General features: G+C 72.6%; 14 protein-coding genes. 8 read left to right on the forward strand and 6 right to left on the reverse strand.

What is annotated here, in order from left to right; all coding sequences use genetic code 11:
• Positions 1-3: 3 nt before the first annotated feature.
• Positions 4-1,671 (reverse strand): phospho-sugar mutase, encoded by a 1,668-nt coding sequence (locus ACQRWP_RS32245; RefSeq protein WP_430499934.1) that lies wholly within the window; start codon positions 1,669-1,671, stop codon positions 4-6.
• Positions 1,672-1,719: 48 nt separating this feature from the next.
• Positions 1,720-3,786, reverse strand: a complete 2,067-nt coding sequence (locus ACQRWP_RS32250) for a serine/threonine-protein kinase (protein ID WP_430499935.1) — start codon at positions 3,784-3,786, stop codon at positions 1,720-1,722.
• Between the two features lie 206 nt (positions 3,787-3,992).
• Between ACQRWP_RS32250 and ACQRWP_RS32255 the strand changes: the two genes are divergently transcribed.
• Both ACQRWP_RS32255 and ACQRWP_RS32260 read left to right on the forward strand, forming a co-directional pair.
• Complete coding sequence (locus ACQRWP_RS32255; RefSeq protein ID WP_430499936.1) at positions 3,993-5,576, forward strand: acyl-CoA mutase large subunit family protein; 1,584 nt, start codon at positions 3,993-3,995, stop codon at positions 5,574-5,576.
• 480 nt (positions 5,577-6,056) lie between these two features.
• Positions 6,057-7,316 carry an amidohydrolase gene (locus ACQRWP_RS32260; protein WP_430499937.1) on the forward strand — a complete coding sequence of 420 codons (1,260 nt, stop codon included), beginning with the start codon at positions 6,057-6,059 and terminating at the stop codon, positions 7,314-7,316.
• Here ACQRWP_RS32260 and ACQRWP_RS32265 read toward each other — a convergent pair.
• Entirely contained in the window at positions 7,273-8,238 is a 966-nt protein-coding gene (locus ACQRWP_RS32265) for a DUF4349 domain-containing protein (RefSeq protein ID WP_430499938.1), read from the reverse strand. The two genes, ACQRWP_RS32260 and ACQRWP_RS32265, sit on opposite strands and share 44 nt — an antisense overlap.
• Positions 8,239-8,331: 93 nt before the next feature.
• Between ACQRWP_RS32265 and ACQRWP_RS32270 the strand changes: the two genes are divergently transcribed.
• The 4 genes from ACQRWP_RS32270 to ACQRWP_RS32285 all read left to right on the forward strand — a co-directional run bounded on the left by ACQRWP_RS32270 (position 8,332) and on the right by ACQRWP_RS32285 (position 11,825).
• Positions 8,332-8,964 (forward strand): MBL fold metallo-hydrolase, encoded by a 633-nt coding sequence (locus ACQRWP_RS32270; RefSeq protein WP_430499939.1) that lies wholly within the window; start codon positions 8,332-8,334, stop codon positions 8,962-8,964.
• A gap of 4 nt (positions 8,965-8,968) precedes the next feature.
• A complete protein-coding gene (locus ACQRWP_RS32275; RefSeq protein ID WP_430499940.1) occupies positions 8,969-9,964 on the forward strand; it encodes a hypothetical protein in 996 nt (331 codons plus the stop codon).
• Positions 9,965-10,068: 104 nt separating this feature from the next.
• Positions 10,069-10,803, forward strand: coding sequence for an SCO6745 family protein (locus ACQRWP_RS32280; RefSeq protein WP_430499941.1), 735 nt, complete (start codon positions 10,069-10,071; stop codon positions 10,801-10,803).
• Positions 10,804-10,865: 62 nt separating this feature from the next.
• A complete protein-coding gene (locus ACQRWP_RS32285) occupies positions 10,866-11,825 on the forward strand; it encodes a GNAT family N-acetyltransferase (RefSeq protein WP_430499942.1) in 960 nt (319 codons plus the stop codon).
• A 75-nt stretch (positions 11,826-11,900) separates the two neighbouring features.
• On the opposite strand, the gene ACQRWP_RS32290 is transcribed toward ACQRWP_RS32285, so the two are convergent.
• Positions 11,901-12,356 carry a gamma-glutamylcyclotransferase gene (locus tag ACQRWP_RS32290; protein ID WP_091394460.1) on the reverse strand — a complete coding sequence of 152 codons (456 nt, stop codon included), beginning with the start codon at positions 12,354-12,356 and terminating at the stop codon, positions 11,901-11,903.
• Positions 12,357-12,462: 106 nt separating this feature from the next.
• On the opposite strand from ACQRWP_RS32290, the gene ACQRWP_RS32295 reads away from it, so the two are divergent.
• The gene (locus tag ACQRWP_RS32295; RefSeq protein ID WP_091394456.1) at positions 12,463-13,866 is read left to right on the forward strand and encodes an NAD(P)H-quinone dehydrogenase; all 1,404 of its coding nucleotides are present in this window, start codon (positions 12,463-12,465) and stop codon (positions 13,864-13,866) included.
• A gap of 127 nt (positions 13,867-13,993) precedes the next feature.
• Here the strand turns inward: ACQRWP_RS32295 and ACQRWP_RS32300 are convergent, their stop codons facing one another.
• Positions 13,994-14,620, reverse strand: a complete 627-nt coding sequence (locus ACQRWP_RS32300) for a DUF998 domain-containing protein (RefSeq protein ID WP_430499943.1) — start codon at positions 14,618-14,620, stop codon at positions 13,994-13,996.
• Positions 14,621-14,806: 186 nt separating this feature from the next.
• The gene (locus ACQRWP_RS32305) at positions 14,807-15,433 is read right to left on the reverse strand and encodes a DedA family protein (protein ID WP_430499944.1); all 627 of its coding nucleotides are present in this window, start codon (positions 15,431-15,433) and stop codon (positions 14,807-14,809) included.
• 508 nt (positions 15,434-15,941) lie between these two features.
• Here ACQRWP_RS32305 and thrS point away from each other — a divergent pair.
• Positions 15,942-17,159 carry a threonine--tRNA ligase gene (gene thrS / locus ACQRWP_RS32310; protein ID WP_430499945.1) on the forward strand — a complete coding sequence of 406 codons (1,218 nt, stop codon included), beginning with the start codon at positions 15,942-15,944 and terminating at the stop codon, positions 17,157-17,159.

The following is a 17,159-nucleotide window of genomic DNA, read 5'->3' on the forward strand; positions in this document are numbered from 1 at the left end:
CGGTCAGAGCCCCAGAGCTGCGGCGATCTCGCCGCGCAGGGCGGCGACGGCCGACGCCGCCCTGCTGCGGGCCGTCTGGACGTCACCGTCCTCGACCGGTTCCACCACCTCGAGGTACGCCTTGAGCTTCGGCTCGGTCCCGGACGGGCGGATCACCACCCGGGCCACCGCGGTCCGAAGGATCACCACGTCCGACTCGGGCAGCAGGTCCCGGACACTGTCCACCGGCTGCCCGAGCAGGGTGGCCGGGGTGGCCGCCCGGATCCGGGCCATCGCGTCGGAGATGACCCGCAGGTCGTCCACCCGGGCGGAGAGCTGGTCGGTGTGGTGTACGCCGAACTCGGCGGCCAGCTCGTCCAGCCGGTCGGTCAGCGTACGACCCTGCGTCTTCAGGCCGGCGGCCAACTCGGCCACGGTCAGCGCGGCGGTGATGCCGTCCTTGTCCCGGACGTGTTCCGGGGCGACGCAGTAACCGAGCGCCTCCTCGTAGCCGAAGACCAGTGGCGCACTCCCGCCGCCGGCCCGCACGATCCACTTGAAGCCGGTCAGCGTCTCGTCGTAGGGCAGGCCCCGGGCCGCGCACATCGCCCGCAGCAGTGACGACGACACGATGGTGGTGGCGTAGAGCCCGGTCACCCCCCGGCGCATCAGGTGGTCGGCGAGCAGGACACCCACCTCGTCGCCGCGCAGCATCCGCCAGCCGTCGCTGTCGTCCCGGACGACCACAGCGCAACGGTCGGCGTCCGGGTCGTTGGCGATGGCGAGGTCCGCGCCGGTGGAGTCGGCCAGGGCGATCAGCCGGTCCACCGCACCGGGCTCCTCCGGGTTGGGGAACGACACGGTGGGGAACGCCGGGTCCGGCTCGGCCTGGTCGGGCACCACCCCGGGGGTCGGGAAGCCAGCGCGGGCGAAGGCGGCGGTGAGCACCGCCGCGCCCACCCCGTGCAGCGGGGTGTAGGCCACCGTCAGATCCCGCGGCCCGTCCGGCTCGATCACCGCGGTGGCCCGTTCGACGTACGAGGCGACAAGGTCGTCGCCGAGCACCTGACCGGGCTCGCCCAACGGCACCTGGGCCAGCGGCCCGACCGATCGGATGGCCGCCTCGATACCGGCGTCGGCGGGCGGCACGATCTGGGCGCCCGCGCCCAACTCGCCGCCCAGTTCCGCGCCGAGGTAGACCTTGTAGCCGTTGTCCTGCGGCGGGTTGTGGCTGGCCGTGACCATCACGCCCGCGACACCGCCGAGGTGCCGCACGGCGTACGCCAGCACCGGGGTGGGCAGCGGGTGAGGCAGCAGCAGCGCCGGGCGGCCCGCGCCGGTGGCCACCTGGGCGGTGCGCTCCGCGAACTGCCGGGAGCCGTGCCGGGCGTCGTACCCGATCACCAGCGGGCCGGTGCCACCCTGGGCCGCGAGCCAGGTGACCAGGCCGGCAGCGGCCTGGGTGACCACGGCGAGGTTCATGCCGTTCGGGCCGGCCCGCAGCGGGCCGCGCAGGCCCGCCGTGCCGAAGGTCAGCGGGCCGGCGAACCGGTCGGCCAGTTCCGGGGCGCTCGCCGGCAGCCCGTCGAGCACCGCCGTCAGCTCGTCCCGGCTGGCCGGGTCGGGGTCGTCGGCCAGCCAGCGCCGGGCTTGCTCGCGAATGTCGTCGATGTCAGTGGTGTCCGCCGCCATGCCCCTTGATAGCACGGCGACGGATCACCCCTGTGGGTTCCCTCCGGCTCAGCCGTTTCCGGTGAGCTGGAACGTCCGCGCCATCTCCTCGAAGATCGGCTTGCTCTCCGCGAACTTGGCGTCTGTGGCGGTGAGGTAGAACGAGTACGCCTTGCCGTCCTGCGCCACGCCCCGCCAGACGCCGTGCCGCATCGCGTCACCCTCACCGCAGGTGTACTCGAATTCCGCTGCCGGCTTGCTGGCCAGCTCGGTCTCGGTGGAGGAGATCTGGTTGTACGGCTTGACGCAGGAGGTGCTCCGGGTCTTCAGGCCGTTCTCGGCCGTCTCGGCCCACCGGGTGGAGCTGCTGCTCCACTTCTCGGTGATGATGCGGACCTTGCGGCCGCTGTCCGCCGGGTCGACGTAGTCGGTGTACGAGCCGCCGGTGGTCTTCTTCCAGCCCTTCGGCACCATGACCTGGATTCCGCGGGACGTGTGCTCCTGCATCTCGACAGTGGGAGCCACCGGGGCGGACGACGCGGTGGGCTGCGCCGCCGGCGTGTTCGGCGGGGGGTCGTCGCCGCTGGAGAGCGCGACCGCGGTGAGCAGCAACACGACGACCAGACCGCCGGCCGCGGCGAGCTGCACCTTGCGCGGCCAGCCCTTGACCGTGGTGACGAGCTGACCACCGGTGGCCCGGACCTTGTCCAGCGCGCTGCCACCCGAAGCGGCGGGAGTGGTGGCCCAGGGCTGGCCGGTGCCCGGCACCGACCACTGGTTGCCGCCGCCGTAGGTGCCGCCGACACGCTGGGTGGCCTCCGGTGCGCCGCCGTACCCGACCTGCTGGGTGGCGTCGGCCGGGCTGCCGTAGTTGACCCGCTGGGTGGCGTCGGGGTGTCCGCCGGCGTCCACCCGCTGGGTGGCGTCCGCGTTGCCGCCGTAGGTGCGCCCGGCCGCCGGCCGGCCGGGGGTCGGCATCGCGCCGGTCGGCGTGTGCAGTGGGCCGGCCAACGCGTCGGCGCTGGTCTCGTCGAGCCCACCGGTGGCGCCGGCCGCGCGAGCTGCCGGGGGGCGCTCGCCCCGGCGCAAGGCGGCCAGCCGGTCGGTCAGGGACTCGCCCGGGGCCAGCATCGCCGGGCCGCCGATCTGGCTGTCCGGCTTCGGCTCCGGCTGGGCCGGCGGGAGGACGGGGATGGGGCGCTGCTGCACCGGCACCACGGCGTACGGGTCGGTGACCGAGTGCACAGCCGTCGCCGTGCTGCCCAGCGGGCCGGCGAGCAGCTCGCGCAGCATCGCCCGGGAGGTGTGCACGTCGAGTCGGCGCGCCGGGTCCTTCTCCAAAAGACCCATCAGCACCCGGGTCAGCGGGCCGCTGCGCTGCGGTGGGGCGGGCGGGTCCTCCACCACGGCGTGCATGGTCTCGATCGGGTCGCCCTTGTCGAACGGGGGCCGCCCCTCGACCGCGGTGTAGAGCGTCACACCCAGCGAGAAGAGGTCACTGGGCGGGCCGAACTCCTGACCCATGGCCCGCTCGGGCGAGATGAAGTGCGGCGAGCCGAGCACCATGCCGGGGGTGGTGAGCTGCACGTCGGTGGGCATCCGGGCGACCCCGAAGTCGGTCAGCACGCAGCGCCCGTCGGTGCAGATCAGCACGTTTGCGGGTTTGACGTCGCGGTGCAGCACACCGATCGCGTGCGCGACCTCCAACGCGCCGAGCAGCGCGATGCCGATCTTGGCGACGGCGCGGGGCGCGACCGGCCCGTCCTCGATCACCATGTCGGCGAGGCTGCGGGCGTCCAGCAGCTCCATCACGATCCACGGCCGGCCGGCCTCGGTGACCACGTCGTACACCTGCACCACCGCGGGGTGCTGGATGGCGGCGGCGGCGCGGGCCTCGCGCAGGGTGCGTTCGTACATCGCGTCGCGGTCGCTGGGGGCCAGCCCCGGGGGCAGGACGACCTCCTTCACCGCCACGTCACGGCGCAGCAGGGTGTCTGTGGCGCGCCACACCGTGCCCATGCCGCCGTTGCCCACCGAGGACCGCAGCGAGTACCGGCCACCAATGGTGGTGCCGGGCGCCGCTCGTCCGTTGGCGGGACTAACTGGTCCGCCGCTCCACGTCGGGATCTGAGTCACAGAAAAGCCACCGGGGGAAATCGAGGGGGGCTGGGACACAACCCCCCTATCTTGCTGGTTCCGACGCCCGATGCGAAAGCCGACGCGACGGACGTTTGTCGAAGTCGACAGAACGTGCCCTGTCGTTCACCTGGTGTCGACCGGTCGGGACGCACTGTGCGGTATCCCTCACCCGGCGACGTGGCCAGGCGTCCTACCATCCGGGGATGAACCAACGGCGGTCAAGTGAGTCCGGTTTCCCGATCAACGGCGTCTACACGGAGGCCGACCTTCCGGAGGACCTGGACTCCCGGCTCGGCAGCCCGGGCGAGTTCCCGTACACCCGGGGTGTCTACCCCACCATGTACACCTCCCGCCCGTGGACCATGCGCCAGTACGCCGGCTTCGGCACCGCCACCGAGTCCAACACGCGGTACCACCAGCTGTTGCGGGCCGGCACTATGGGCCTCTCGGTCGCGTTCGACCTGCCGACCCAGATGGGCTACGACTCCGACGAGCCGATCGCGCACGGCGAGGTCGGCAAGGTGGGTGTCGCGATCGACTCCATCGAGGACATGCGGCTGCTCTTCGCCGACATCCCGCTGGAGAAGGTGTCCACCTCGATGACGATCAACGCGCCCGGCTCGGTGCTGCTGCTGCTCTACCAACTCGTCGCCGAGGAGAACGGGGTGCCGGGCACGGCGCTCAACGGCACCATCCAGAACGACATCCTTAAGGAGTACATCGCCCGGGGGACCTACATCTTCCCGCCGAAGCCGTCGCTGCGCCTGGTGGCCGACACATTCGCGTACTGCCGCAGCGAGGTGCCGAAGTGGAACACCATTTCCATCTCCGGCTACCACATGGCGGAGGCCGGCGCGACGCCCGCGCAGGAGATCGCGTTCACCCTGGCCAACGGGGTGGAGTACGTACGGGCGGCGCTGGCCGCCGGGCTCGCCGTCGACGACTTCGCGCCCCGGCTGTCGTTCTTCTTCGTGGCCCGCACCACGCTGCTGGAGGAGGTGGCGAAGTTCCGCGCCGCCCGGCGGATCTGGGCCCGGCTGATGCGGGACGACTTCGGCGCCAAGGATCCGAAGTCGATGATGCTGCGGTTCCACACCCAGACCGCAGGCGTGCAGCTCACCGCCCAGCAGCCGGAGGTGAACCTGGTTCGGGTGGCGGTGCAGGGGTTGGCCGCCGTGCTCGGTGGCACCCAGTCGTTGCACACCAACAGCTTCGATGAGGCGATCGCGCTGCCCACCGAGAAGGCGGCCCGGCTCGCGCTACGTACCCAGCAGGTGCTGGCCTACGAGACGGACCTGACCGCCACCGTCGACCCGTTCGCCGGGTCGTACGTGGTGGAGGCGATGACCGCCGAGATCGAGGCCGCCGCCGTCGAGTTGATGGAGCGGGTGGCCGACCACGGCTCGGCGGTGGACGCGATCGAGGCCGGTTTCCAGAAGCGGGAGATCGAGCAGTCCGCGTACCGGATCGCCCAGGAGATCGACTCGGGGGAGCGGGTGGTGGTCGGGCTCAACCGGTTCACCGTCGACGAGGAGGAGCCGTACGAGCCGCTGCGGGTCGACCCGACGATCGAGGCGGCCCAGGCCGACCGCCTGGCCCGGCTGCGCTCCGAGCGGGACGCCGACGCGGTGGCGCGGGCGCTCGCCGACCTTCGGGCCGCCGCCGAGGGCACGGACAACGTGTTGTACCCGATGAAGGAGGCGCTGCGGGCCCGGGCGACAGTGGGCGAGGTCTGCGGGACGCTGCGTGAGGTGTGGGGGTTGTACCGGCCCACCGACCGCTTCTGAGCGCCCGGCCGCGGCTGCTTCTGAGCGCCCGGCCGCGACTGCGGCCTCGGGGCGCGGTGTGTCCAGCGCTCGCAGCGGGTATCCGGTCGGTTGAGTCGGGACGCACACCCTGTGCGCCCACGGTGGGTGGGTGCGTGTGAGCGTCCTTATCCGGCTCGTTGCGGAGTGTGGTCGGCTAATTGTCGGAGTGTCAGTTCACCACCCCGACTAATGCGACAATTTGGCAACGGGGCTCCGACTGGCGTCGGGATTCGCGACCGCCGCGATCGGTTACGCGTTGTAGGAGGTGAGGGGCTGATGACGGCATTCGACCGTGATCTACCTGCTGTCCCCCGCCTTGACGAGCGCCCCCAGCAGGGCATACGTGACTCTGCGCGGTCCGATCATTACCGTAACGAGGTTGCGCAGCGTCACCGTCGGAGGTCTAGGCTGTCTGCTGTCCCCGATGATCCATCCATTCCTAGTGATCGAGAATTCGACGTGACGAGTGCGTTGACGCTGCCCACAAATGGCCAGCTGGCGTCGTCCTGGCCGGAGACGCCACCGGGATCCCAGCCCCTGCCCCGCGAGCTGGACCACCTTCTCGCGCTCCGGGCACCGGGGTTGATCGCTACGCGCCGTCACCTCCACTCGCACCCTGAGCTCTCCGGCAACGAGTTCGAGACGGCCGCGCTGATCGCCCGGGAGCTGTCGCTGGCCGGGCTGACCCCGCGCCTGCTGCCCAAGGGCAACGGCGTGATCTGCGACGTCAACGGCAGGCCGGACGGCCCGGTCGTGGCGCTGCGCGCCGACATCGACGCCCTGCCGCTGGACGACCCCAAGGACGTCCCGTACCGGTCGACCGTGGAGGGCGTCTGCCACGCCTGCGGGCACGACGTGCACACCTCGATCCTGCTCGGCGTCGGCATGCTGCTGGCCCAGCTCGCCGACCTCGGTGAGCTGGACGGCCGGGTCCGGCTCATCTTCCAGCCGGCCGAGGAGATCCTGCCCTGCGGTTCGCTGGAGGTCATCGAGGCCGGCGGCCTGGACGACGTGGTGCAGATCTTCGCGCTGCACTGCGACCCGAACCTGCCGGTGGGCCAGGTCGGCCTGCGGGTCGGCCCGATCACCGCGGCCGCCGACAACGTGACCGTCCGACTCTCCGGCCCGGGTGGGCACACCGCCCGCCCGCACCTGACCGTCGACATGGTCGACGCCCTCGGTCGGCTGATCACCGAGGTGCCCGCCCTGGTCAGCCGCCGGGTGCCGGCCAACAGTGGCCTGCTGCTGGTCTTCGGCCACGCCTCGGCCGGCACCCGCTACAACGTCATCCCGTCCGAGGCGAGCGCCTCCGGCACCCTCCGGGTGATGGACCGCGACACCTGGGAGCAGGCTCCCAAGATCGTCGCTCAGGTGGTGCGGGACGTGATCGCGCCGACCGGCGCCACTGTTGACCTCGAATACCTGCGCGGCCGGCCGCCGGTGTGCAACGACGCCCGCGCCATCCAGGTGCTGACCGCTGCCACCGCCGCCGCACTCGGCCCCGACGGGATCGCCGAGACACCGCAGAGCATGGGCGGCGAGGACTTCTCCTGGTACCTGGAGTACGTCCCCGGCGCCCTCGCCCGGCTCGGCGTGGGTCGCTCCGGCCCCAATGTCGACCTGCACCGGGCGAGCTTCGACGTGGACGAGCGGGCCATCCCGGTCGGCGTCCGCGTCATGGTGCAGACCGCGCTGAGGGCACTGGCGGCGGCGCGCTGACCGGCGTGACCTGAGCCGGTGCCTTGCGCCGCCGGCGCAGCACCACCAGCAGCACCACCAGCGGTACGCCGAACGCCACCAGCCAGGGCAGCAACGCGCCCAGCACCGTGAGCAGGACGGTCATCGAGACGACGAACGCCTTCCATCCGCCCCTGAGCCCGACCAGGAAGCCGGTCTCGGCCTCCTCCTCCGTGTCCTTCGCCGCCGGGCCCGCCAGCGACACGGTGATCGTGGAGAGGGCGGTCAGGTCGGCCAGGCGTCGCTTCTTGGCCTCCAGCGAGGCCAGGTCGGCCTCCCGGCGACCCAACTCGTTCTCCAACGACACCAGGTCGGTGATGGAGGAAGCCCTGGCCAGCAACCGGCGGGCGCTCTCCACCCGCGCGCGCTGACTGGTGATCCGGGCGTCCAGGTCGACGGTCTCCTCGGTGACGTCCTGAGTGTTGATCTCCCGGCTCTGCTGCCGACCGAGCTTCGCGATCTCCTCCACCACGTCGGTGAACTTCGCCGCCGGCACTCGCAGCTCCAGCTCCGCCACCGCGTCGTCGTCGTCGGCACTGCGCCGCTCGTCACCACCGACGAAGCCACCGGCGCGGGTGGCCACGGCAGTGGCTTCGCGGGCGGCCGAGTCCACATCGTCCACCTGCACCCGCATCGCTCCGGTGTAGATGATCGCCCGCTGGTCGACCCGCAGGTCCGGCGCGCCGGCGCCGGCCCCCTCCGGTGCGCCTGCGGCGGCGTCCCGGCCCGCCTCGCCGCCGTTGGCCGCCGGCGCCTCGGCCGCCGAGCCCGCGGCGTCCTTCGACCCGCTGTCGCCAGCGCCGCACCCCGTCAGCGCCAGCGCCGCCGCCAGTGTCGTCGCCGCCAGCAGTGCACTGCGGCGTCGTCCCACCTGTCCGTCCATCCCCGCTCCCATCGTCGTCAACCGGTGTGGCGATAGCTCGGACGCGACGCGCACGCCGGCTGGTTCCGGCAGACTGCGCTGAGGACGTCACGATTCGATAATCGAGGAGTCACGATGCGGCTCACCAAGTACGCCCACTCCTGCCTTCGGGTGGAACACGACGGGGGAGTGCTCGTCGTCGACCCCGGTGTGTTCAGCGACGCCGATGCGGCGCTGGACGGTGCGGACGCGGTGCTGATCACCCACGAACACCCCGACCACCTCGACCTGGCAGCGGTGCGCCGCCAGCTCGACCGACAGCCGTTCCCGATCCACGGGCCCGCCTCGCTCGGCGAGGCCCTGGGTGACGCGGCCGACGTGCTGCGCCCGGTCAGCGTCGGTGAGTCGTTCACCGCCGCCGGAGTCGCGGTGCGCGCGTACGGGGGGCGGCACGCCGTGATCCACCCCGACATCCCGGTGGTCGACAACCTCGGCTACCTGATCAACGACGTGGTCTACCACCCGGGCGACTCCCTGGTGGTGCCCGACGAGACACCCGTCGACACGCTCTTCGCGCCGATCCACGCTCCCTGGTCGAAGTTCTCCGAGGTGGTCAACTTCATCCGCGCGGTCGCGCCGCGGCGCGCGTACGCCCTGCACGACGCGTTGCTCAACGACAACGGGCTGGGCGTGCTCGACCGGCAGTACACAGCGCTGTCCGGCACCGAATACCAGCGGCTGGAGCCCGGTAGCCGGGTGGACGTCTGACCCGATGCCCGGCCTCTCCGCGGAGCTGGTGCAGCAGCTCTACCGCACCCCACCGGACCGGTTCGTGGCCGCCCGGGACGCCGCTGTGGCCGAGGCCCGCCGGTCCGGCGACCCGACCACCGCCCGGCAACTGGCCCGGCTGCGTCGCCCGACGGTGGCCGCCTGGTTGGTGAACCTGCTCGCCATCCGACGTCCGGAGCTGGTCGCCGATCTGGTGCAGCTCGCCGACGCACTGCGAGTCGCCCAGCGGGAGCTGCGCGGGCCCCGACTGCGGGAGCTGTCCGCGCAGCGTCGGGCGGTGGTCGGCGCCCTGGTCGCCGAGGTGCGCAAGCTCGCCGCGGCCGAGCCGGACGCTCCACCGGCGAGCCGGCTGCCCCTGGCCGAGGTGGAGGCGACGCTGAACGCGGCGTTCTCCGACGTGGAGGTCGCCGAGCAGGTGCGGGCCGGCCGGCTGCTGCGGGCGGCCAGCTACGCCGGCTTCGGTGAGGTGCCCCGGCCGCAACTGCGGCTGGTCACCGGCGATGACGAGAAGCGCGAGGAGGAGCGCGAGGATGAGCGCCCGGCCCGCCGACCCGGCCCCCAACGGGGGCGTGCGGAGGCAGCACCCCGCACGGACCGGGCGGCCGAGCGTGCCGAGCAGGCCGAACGGGTCGCACAGCGGGCGGCCCGAGCCGAGCGGGCCCGGCAGCGCCGCGCCCTGGACCGGGAGTTGGCGAAGGCCCAGGCCGACCAGGAGCGGGCCGAGGCCGAGCTGACCGAGGCGACCGGGCAGGAGCGCGACGGTGCGGCCGTACTCGATCGCCTTGAGGCCGAGCTGGCCGAGCTGGAGCGGCGGCGCGCGGTCGCCGAGCAGGATCTCAGCCGGGCCAAGCTGGCCCGGCGTGCCGCCGAGCGGGCGGTCACCGTTGCCCGGCGGCGCGCCGGTGAGGTCGAGGCGGCGGTCGAGGCACTGGCGGCCGAAGAGGGGAATGCGGACGCGGGCGGTGGCGCGGCAGACTGACCATCGATGGACGACTACGAGTGTGCGGGCCGTACACGGCGAGTGGCCCCTGGTCGGGGCGTGGTCGTGGTCGGCGGGTCCGGTTGCCCGAGCGGGGCATCGCGGTGACTCCGGAGCAGGTCGCGGCCGCCAGTAAGCCCGTCGTGCTCGACCTGGGCGACGCCTTCAGCCGGGACCCGACCACGTTGCGTCGGGCCCGACTGCTCGGCATCTCCGGCTGGGCCTTCTACATCAGCGGCCGGGCTGGCGCGCTCGGCGATGTGCGGGCCGAGACGGCCGCCGCCGCCCTCGGGTTCATCGCCCCGGACGCGGTCGCCGACGGTTGGGACGCCGCCGCCCGGGTCGTTCCGCCGTTCGAGGTGGCGGCCGCGAGCCTCGCCGAATGCTGCCGGTGGGGGGCCCAGCAGCTCGGCCCCCTGCCCGGCACCGAGCGCCTGTCGGCGCTCGTCGAGCGGGCCGTGGTGGCCGCGGAGGCCAGCGCGATGCCGCTCTTCGCCGCGTGGCGGGCCATGCCGCTTCCGGACCTCTCTCCCGGGGCCCGCAGCGCCGCCGGGCTGCGGCTGCTCCGGGAACACTTCACCGGCGCCTACCTGCTGGCGGTACGCGCCGCCGGGATGACCCCGCTGGAGGCCGTGCTGGCCGGGCCGGAGGGCGAGGCCGGGGCGCTGGCCTGTGGCTGGCCGCCGCCGTACCCGCCGATCGGGCCGCTGGTGCGCCGCCGACTCTGGGCGGAGGCGGTGACCAACCGGCTGGCCGCGCCGGCGTTCACGGCCCTCGGCCCCGCCGACGGCGCGGAGCTGGTGGAGTTGCTGCACCGCACCCGGGTCGACCTCGGCTGAGCCTGCCGCCGGCCGGGAAAATGGGCGGCGCCGCAGCGGATCGGCTGCCAGGATGTCCTGCCGTGACCCTTCCCGCTGGTTGGACGACGCGCCGGCCCACCCTCGACGACGTGCCGGCGATCCTCGCGGTGGTGCACGCCGCCGACACCTTCGCCATCGGCCATCCCGACTTCGACGCCGAGGACGTCGCGGCGTCGCTGACCGCCCCCCACTTCGACCCGACCCGGGACTCCTGGCTGGCCATCGACCCGGACGACACAGTGGTCGGCTGGGCGACGGTGGACAACCCGACCGGGGTGGGCCGCGAGTTCGTGGAGGTCTACGTCGAACCGGTACGGGCCGCCGCCTTCCGCGCGCCGTTGCTGCTCCGCCAACTGGACCGGGTCGCCGAGCGCGCTGCCGAGCGAGGGCTGCCGTCGCTCACCGTCCGCTGCGCGGTCTTCGCCCCGGAACGTGACTGGGAACACACCCTGCGCGGGCTCGGGTTCGCCCTCGTGAAGCGGTACGTCCGGATGAGCCGGCCGTTGGACGACCTGCCCGACGAGCCGGCCGGGCCATCGGCCGTGACGGTGCGGCCGGTCCGCCCGGACGACGAGGCCGACCTGGTGGAGTTCCACCGGATCTACGAGGCCGCCTTCGGTGACACCCCGGATCACGAGCCGCTGTCGTACGAGCGGTGGCGGGCCCGGATCGGCGACCTGACCGCCTGGGACGAGTGGTTCGTCGCCGAGGTGGACGGGGTGCCGGTCGGCGCGCTGCAGTCCTCGGATCAGGCGCTCGACCAGCAGTCGGGCTGGGTGAAGAGTCTGTCGGTGCTGTCCGCGTACCGGCGCCGGGGGGTGGGTGCGGCGTTGCTGCGCCGCGCCTTTGTCCGCTACGCCGAGAAGGGGCGGCGGTCGGTCGGCCTGGGCGTCGACCTCACCAACCCGACCGCCCCGCTGTCGCTGTACCGGTCGGTGGGCCTGCGGGAGACCCGGTGGACCGACATGTACGAGCTTTCCGTTCCGGCGGCCGGTGTGTGATTGACGACCCCGGTCCGGCCCGCCCGGCGCTCCGGTGGACAGCGGTAGCAGACTGGAGGGGTGCGATACGCGCTGCTACGGCGAGGCGGTGCCGGTGGGGCGGGCCCGCAGCTCGGTGACGTAGTCGTCCGGGGCGCCCGCCTTCTCGGCGGCGTTCGCGATCTCCGACAGATACCACGAGGTCGGCAGGCCACCCTCGTACCCGTTGAAGACGTAGATCCACGCGGTCACGTCGCCGTCGAGGGTGGAGACGCGCACGTGCAGCTTGCGGTACGTGCCGGCGGTCACCCCCTCGATCTCGTCGAGCTGGCCCGCGTCGTACGGGTGGATGTCGTAGAGCGCCACGAAGACCCGGTCACCGGGAGACTCGACCAGGGTGCTCACCGCACCCTCCCAGCCGATCACGTCCGCACCGGCGAAGGTCAGCCGCCAGCCCTCCAGCCAGCCGGTGCCCACCATCGGCGAATGCGGACAGTAGGCGCGCATCCGGGCGGGGTCGAGATTTGAGCCGTAGGCGGCGTGATGACGCACGGCGATGACGATAGCCCGGCCGACGGGTGGGGGAGAATACGACAGTGCGTGTCGAATGCGCTCGGGAGAAGAAAGTCACTGTGAGCATGGACGAAGGGCGAACGCTGTGAGCCGGATCGTGATCATCGGTGGGGGGCCGGCCGGGTACGAGGCGGCTCTGGTCGCCGCCCAGCTGGACGCCGATGTCACAGTGGTGGAGGCCGACGGTGCTGGCGGCGCCTGCGTGCTCTCCGACTGCGTACCGTCGAAGACCTTCATCGCCAGCTCGCAGGTGGTCACCGGCTACCGCGACACCGAGGAGTTCGGGGTGCACTCGGACGGCCTGGAGGCGGTCACCGTCGACGCCCGGGCGGTGCACGGGCGGGTCAAGCGGTTGGCACTGGCGCAGTCCGCGGACATCCACGCCAAGCTGCTGAAGGCGGGGGTCACCTTCGTGGCCGGCACCGCCCGGCTCGGCGAGGACTCCCTCGGGCACACCCACCGGGTCGTCGTCACCCCTGCTGATGGTGGCGAGGAGTACTCGATCGACGCGTCCACCGTGCTGGTGGCCACCGGCTCGACACCCCGCCAGCTGCCCACCGCCGTACCGGACGGCGAGCGCATCCTGACCTGGCGACAGGTGTACGACCTGCCGGAGCTGCCCGAGCACCTGATCGTGGTCGGGTCCGGCGTGACCGGCGCGGAGTTCGCCAGCGCGTACCTGGCGATGGGGGTCGAGGTGACCCTGGTCTCCAGCCGGGACCGGGTGATGCCCCACGAGGACGCCGACGCCGCCTCCGCCATCGAGCGGGTGTTCCGCAACCGGGGCATGGAGATCCTCAACAACTCCCGGGCCGACGCGGTCCGGCGTACCGCCGACGGCGTCGAGGTGGAGCTCTCCGACGGTCGTAAGGTGACCGGCTCGCACGCGCTGATCACCGTCGGTTCGATCCCCAACACGGCCAACCTGGGCCTGACCGAGTACGGGGTGGAGCTGGGCCGGGGCGGCTACCTGACCGTCGATCGGGCTTCCCGGACCAACGTGCCCGGCATCTACGCCGCCGGCGACTGCACGGGCGTGCTGCTGCTGGCCAGCGTCGCCGCCATGCAGGGCCGGATCGCCATGTGGCACGCGCTCGGCGAGGCGGTCCGCCCGCTGCGGCTGCGTACCGTCGCGGCGAACGTCTTCACCGACCCGGAGCTGGCCACCGTGGGTGTCTCGCAGGACGAGGTGGACGCGGGCAAGGTGCCGGCCCGGCAGGTGATGCTGCCGCTGTCCGGCAACGCCCGGGCCAAGATGGACGACCTCTCCGACGGTTTCGTGAAGCTGTTCTGCCGTCCCGCCAGCGGTCAGGTGATCGGCGGTGTGGTGGTCGCTCCGAAGGCCAGCGAGCTGATCCTGCCCATCACCATGGCGGTGGAGAACAACCTCACCGTCAACGAGCTGGCCCAGACCATCACCATCTACCCGTCGCTGTCCGGCTCCATCACCGAGGCGGCCCGCCAGCTCATGCTGCACGAGCTGGAGTGACGGCGGCGGGCTCCGATGCCGTGCAGCCCACGCCCGCGGTGAACAGGAGCAGCAGACCGACCGGGTGGCCGACCGGCCGATTCCTGTCGCCCACCGCGCCCACCCTCCGTCGTCTCGGGGTGGGAGCTTAAACGGCGATGGCTCGGGTGGATGATCCGGAGCGGGCGAGGACGAGTGCCACCACGGTGAGCACACCGACCTCGGTGAGGATGAGCAGACGCTCGGCCAGTCCGAGCAACACACGCTCTCCCGGATAGGCCGACCACACCATTGCCGCGGCCAGGACGAGACTGGCCACCGCCAGCCCGCGCAGCCATCGGGCGGCCGGTGTGAGCTGGTCCCGCCGGGCGAGCAGCCAGCCGCCGACCGGCAACGCCAGGAAGGCGATCACCGACGCGTACCTGTGCAGGTAGGCGGCGGTGGTCATGGCGGTGCCCGGCTCGTTCGTCGGCACCACGGCGGCCAGCAGCAGCCCACCCACCCATGCGCCGAGCAGCAGCTCGGCCGTTCGACCGGAGCGCGGCCGGGGTGGGCCGGCGCGGCGCAGTCCGTACAGCAACGCCACGGTGGCGAGCGCGAGCACCACCATGGCGATGTCGATGACGCCTCCCCGGTCGGAGACCGCGAAGTCGCTGATGGTCAACGCCCACGGGTTGAGGTCGTCGTTGACTTCGAGGTGGCCGATCACGGTGAGCAGCGCCGCCAGGGCGATCCCGCCCAGGGCCAGCAGGCCGGTACTCCGGGTAACAGGCATGCCTCAGCCTGTCGCCGCGGACACCCCAGCCGAATCCGGGACAGCCACCGAAATCGCCCCCCGGGACCACCCCTAGAGGTCCTGCCAACAACCCGCCGCGATCTCGCATTTTCGGTCGTTCGTATGTGCGGCATGCCCCAATTGCTGGCACAGTAAGTGCAAGATCGCGAAGGCTGGGGGCGGCACTCAGTCGATGGGGACGTCGACCGCGGCGGCGGCGGTGGCGCGGGCGTGGCGGGCGCTGACCAGTGTCATCGCCCATCCGGCCGCGGCGAATCCGGCCGCCGCGGCGGTGGCGATGATGGCCAGCCGCCAGGCCGACTCGGTCAGTGCGGTGCCGCCCAGGTGCCCGACCAGCGCGCCGTAGGTGGCCCAGCCCAACGCGGCGATGGCCTCGTAGAGCACGAACAGGCGGTACGGGTAGCGGCTACGCCCGGCCGAGAAGCAGGCCGCCATCCGGCCGCCGGGCACGAACCGGCAGAGCAGGATGACCAGCGGCCCGGGTTGTCGCAGCCCCTGGGTGACCCGGCTGGCCACCCGGCGGGCGCGGCTCAGCTCGGCGTGCCGGGGTGGCCGCCGGTCCGGTGCGCTGCGCCCCAACAGGTAGCAGGCCAGGTCGCCGGCGAATACGCCGAGCGCGCCGACGGCGATGGTGACCGGCAGGCTGAGCCCGCCGTAGACGGTGAGCGCACCACTGGTGATCATGACGATCTGGGTGGGGATCACCGGCACGAAGGCGTCCGCGATCAGCAGCGTGAGCAGCACCAGGTACGCCCACGTCGGCGACGCGACGTCAGTCAGAAGTTCGGGCACGCCTGCCACCTCGCCGGATGCGGCCGATTGGGTGTCTTGAGCCTGACGTCGTGTCCGGCGTCACGGTGGACGGCCCCGGCCCGTCGTGACCGTCGACACGACTGGGCCACCCGCCTACAACGAGGCCGATCGCTGCCGGGTGACGGGTTCGGAGGCTGTTCCACCCGTCCGAGGCGGGCGGCAGAACGGCGTTCGTCGGCGTACCGTTGTCGGCGCGGCCATGCCCGTCGGGTCCCCCGTTCCTGACGATTCGGCCGCCAGGGCCGCCGGCGGGTCCCGCGCCGGCGGCCCACCCCTCCGCCGCAAATCCGGGTGCATCCCCGATCGTCTGGCGGGTACGGTCGCCGTATGCGCAGCGCGGTAGTGATGACCACGACGCCGGGTGTCCCCGGCGCGCCGCTCTGACGTAACCACCGTCGAACAGGCCCCGGGGCGATCCGCCCCCGAGGGCAGCGCGCCGTTCGGAGCTCAGGTCGCCTCCGGGTCGTACCCGATCCAGGAGCCCGACATGATCGACCACCGTAGGCTCGGCCGCGAGCTGGACCTCTTCGTCTCCGACCCGCTGGCCGGCGCCGGCCTGCCGATCTGGCTGCCGGCCGGCGCCGCAGCCCGGCACGCCGTCGAGGAGTACGTCCGGGAGTTGGAGCGCCGCTCCGGCCACCAGCACGTCTACTCGCCGCCGCTGGGCAAGCGGGAACTCTTCGAACTCTCCGGCCATCTCGGCTACTTCGCCGACGACATGTTCCCGCCGATGCGGCTGAGCGCCGACGACGAGTTCGTGCTCCGACCGGCGCTCTGCCCGCACCACGCGTTGGTCTTCCGGGCGCGGGGCCGTTCCTACCGGGAGCTGCCGTTGCGGATCGCCGAGCTGGGCGGGATGTACCGCTCGGAGCGCTCCGGTGTGCTCGGCGGGCTGTCCCGGGTACGCGCCATCTCGCTCAACGACGCGCACACCTTCTGCGCCCCCGAGCAGGTCGGCGCGGAGGTCGTCGAGATCCTCGGGCTGATCCGTGTCGCGCACGCCGCGCTCGGTGTCCGGCCGGCCGGGTTCCGGCTGTCGCTGCGCGGACCGGGCGAGAAGTACGTCGGCGACGACGCCCAGTGGGCCCGCGCCGAGGAGTTGCTCCGGGAGGCGCTGGCCGGGGTGGAGTACGTCGAGGCACCGGGGGAGGCCGCCTTCTACGGCCCGAAGATCGACATTCAGATCGTCGACGCCGCCGGCCGGGAGTCGACCATCTCCACCATCCAGCTGGACTTCGACAAGCCGGAACGGTTCGACCTGTCGTACACCGACTCGGACGGCAGCCGGCGTCGGCCGGTCATGGTGCACCGCAGCCTGGTCGGCAGCATGGAGCGGCTGTTCGCGTACCTCATCGAGGTGCACGAGGGCGCGTTCCCGGCCTGGTACGCGCCCGTCCAGTTGGTGCTGCTGCCGGTCGACGACGGCCAGGCCGACGCGGCGGCCGACCTGGCCCGACGGGCGGGCGACGCCGGCCTGCGGGTCGAGGTCGACGCCGCCGGCTCGCTGGGCGCCCGGGTCCGGGACGCGGCCCGCCGCCGCGTCCCGTACCTCGGGGTGCTGGGTGCCCGGGAGGTGGCCGACGGGCACCTCGCGCTGCGCCTGCGCGGCGGCCGCGCCCTGGCCCCGATGCCCGCCGAAGCCGCGCTCGCCCTGATCGGCGGGCAGGTCGCCGCCCGCGCGACCGACCTGCTGCCGCCGGACTGA

It is taken from the genome of Micromonospora trifolii (genome assembly GCF_050516465.1).
Lineage (GTDB): Bacteria > Actinomycetota > Actinomycetes > Mycobacteriales > Micromonosporaceae > Micromonospora > Micromonospora trifolii.

Coding starts and splice junctions, on each gene's coding strand:
- ACQRWP_RS32300 (WP_430499943.1), bottom strand. CDS start 14,620: ATGCCTGTTACCCGGAGTACCGGCCTGCTGGCCCTGGGCGGGATCGCC.
- ACQRWP_RS32245 (WP_430499934.1), bottom strand. CDS start 1,671: ATGGCGGCGGACACCACTGACATCGACGACATTCGCGAGCAAGCCCGG.
- thrS (WP_430499945.1), top strand. CDS start 15,942: ATGATCGACCACCGTAGGCTCGGCCGCGAGCTGGACCTCTTCGTCTCC.
- ACQRWP_RS32270 (WP_430499939.1), top strand. CDS start 8,332: ATGCGGCTCACCAAGTACGCCCACTCCTGCCTTCGGGTGGAACACGAC.
- ACQRWP_RS32255 (WP_430499936.1), top strand. CDS start 3,993: ATGAACCAACGGCGGTCAAGTGAGTCCGGTTTCCCGATCAACGGCGTC.
- ACQRWP_RS32275 (WP_430499940.1), top strand. CDS start 8,969: ATGCCCGGCCTCTCCGCGGAGCTGGTGCAGCAGCTCTACCGCACCCCA.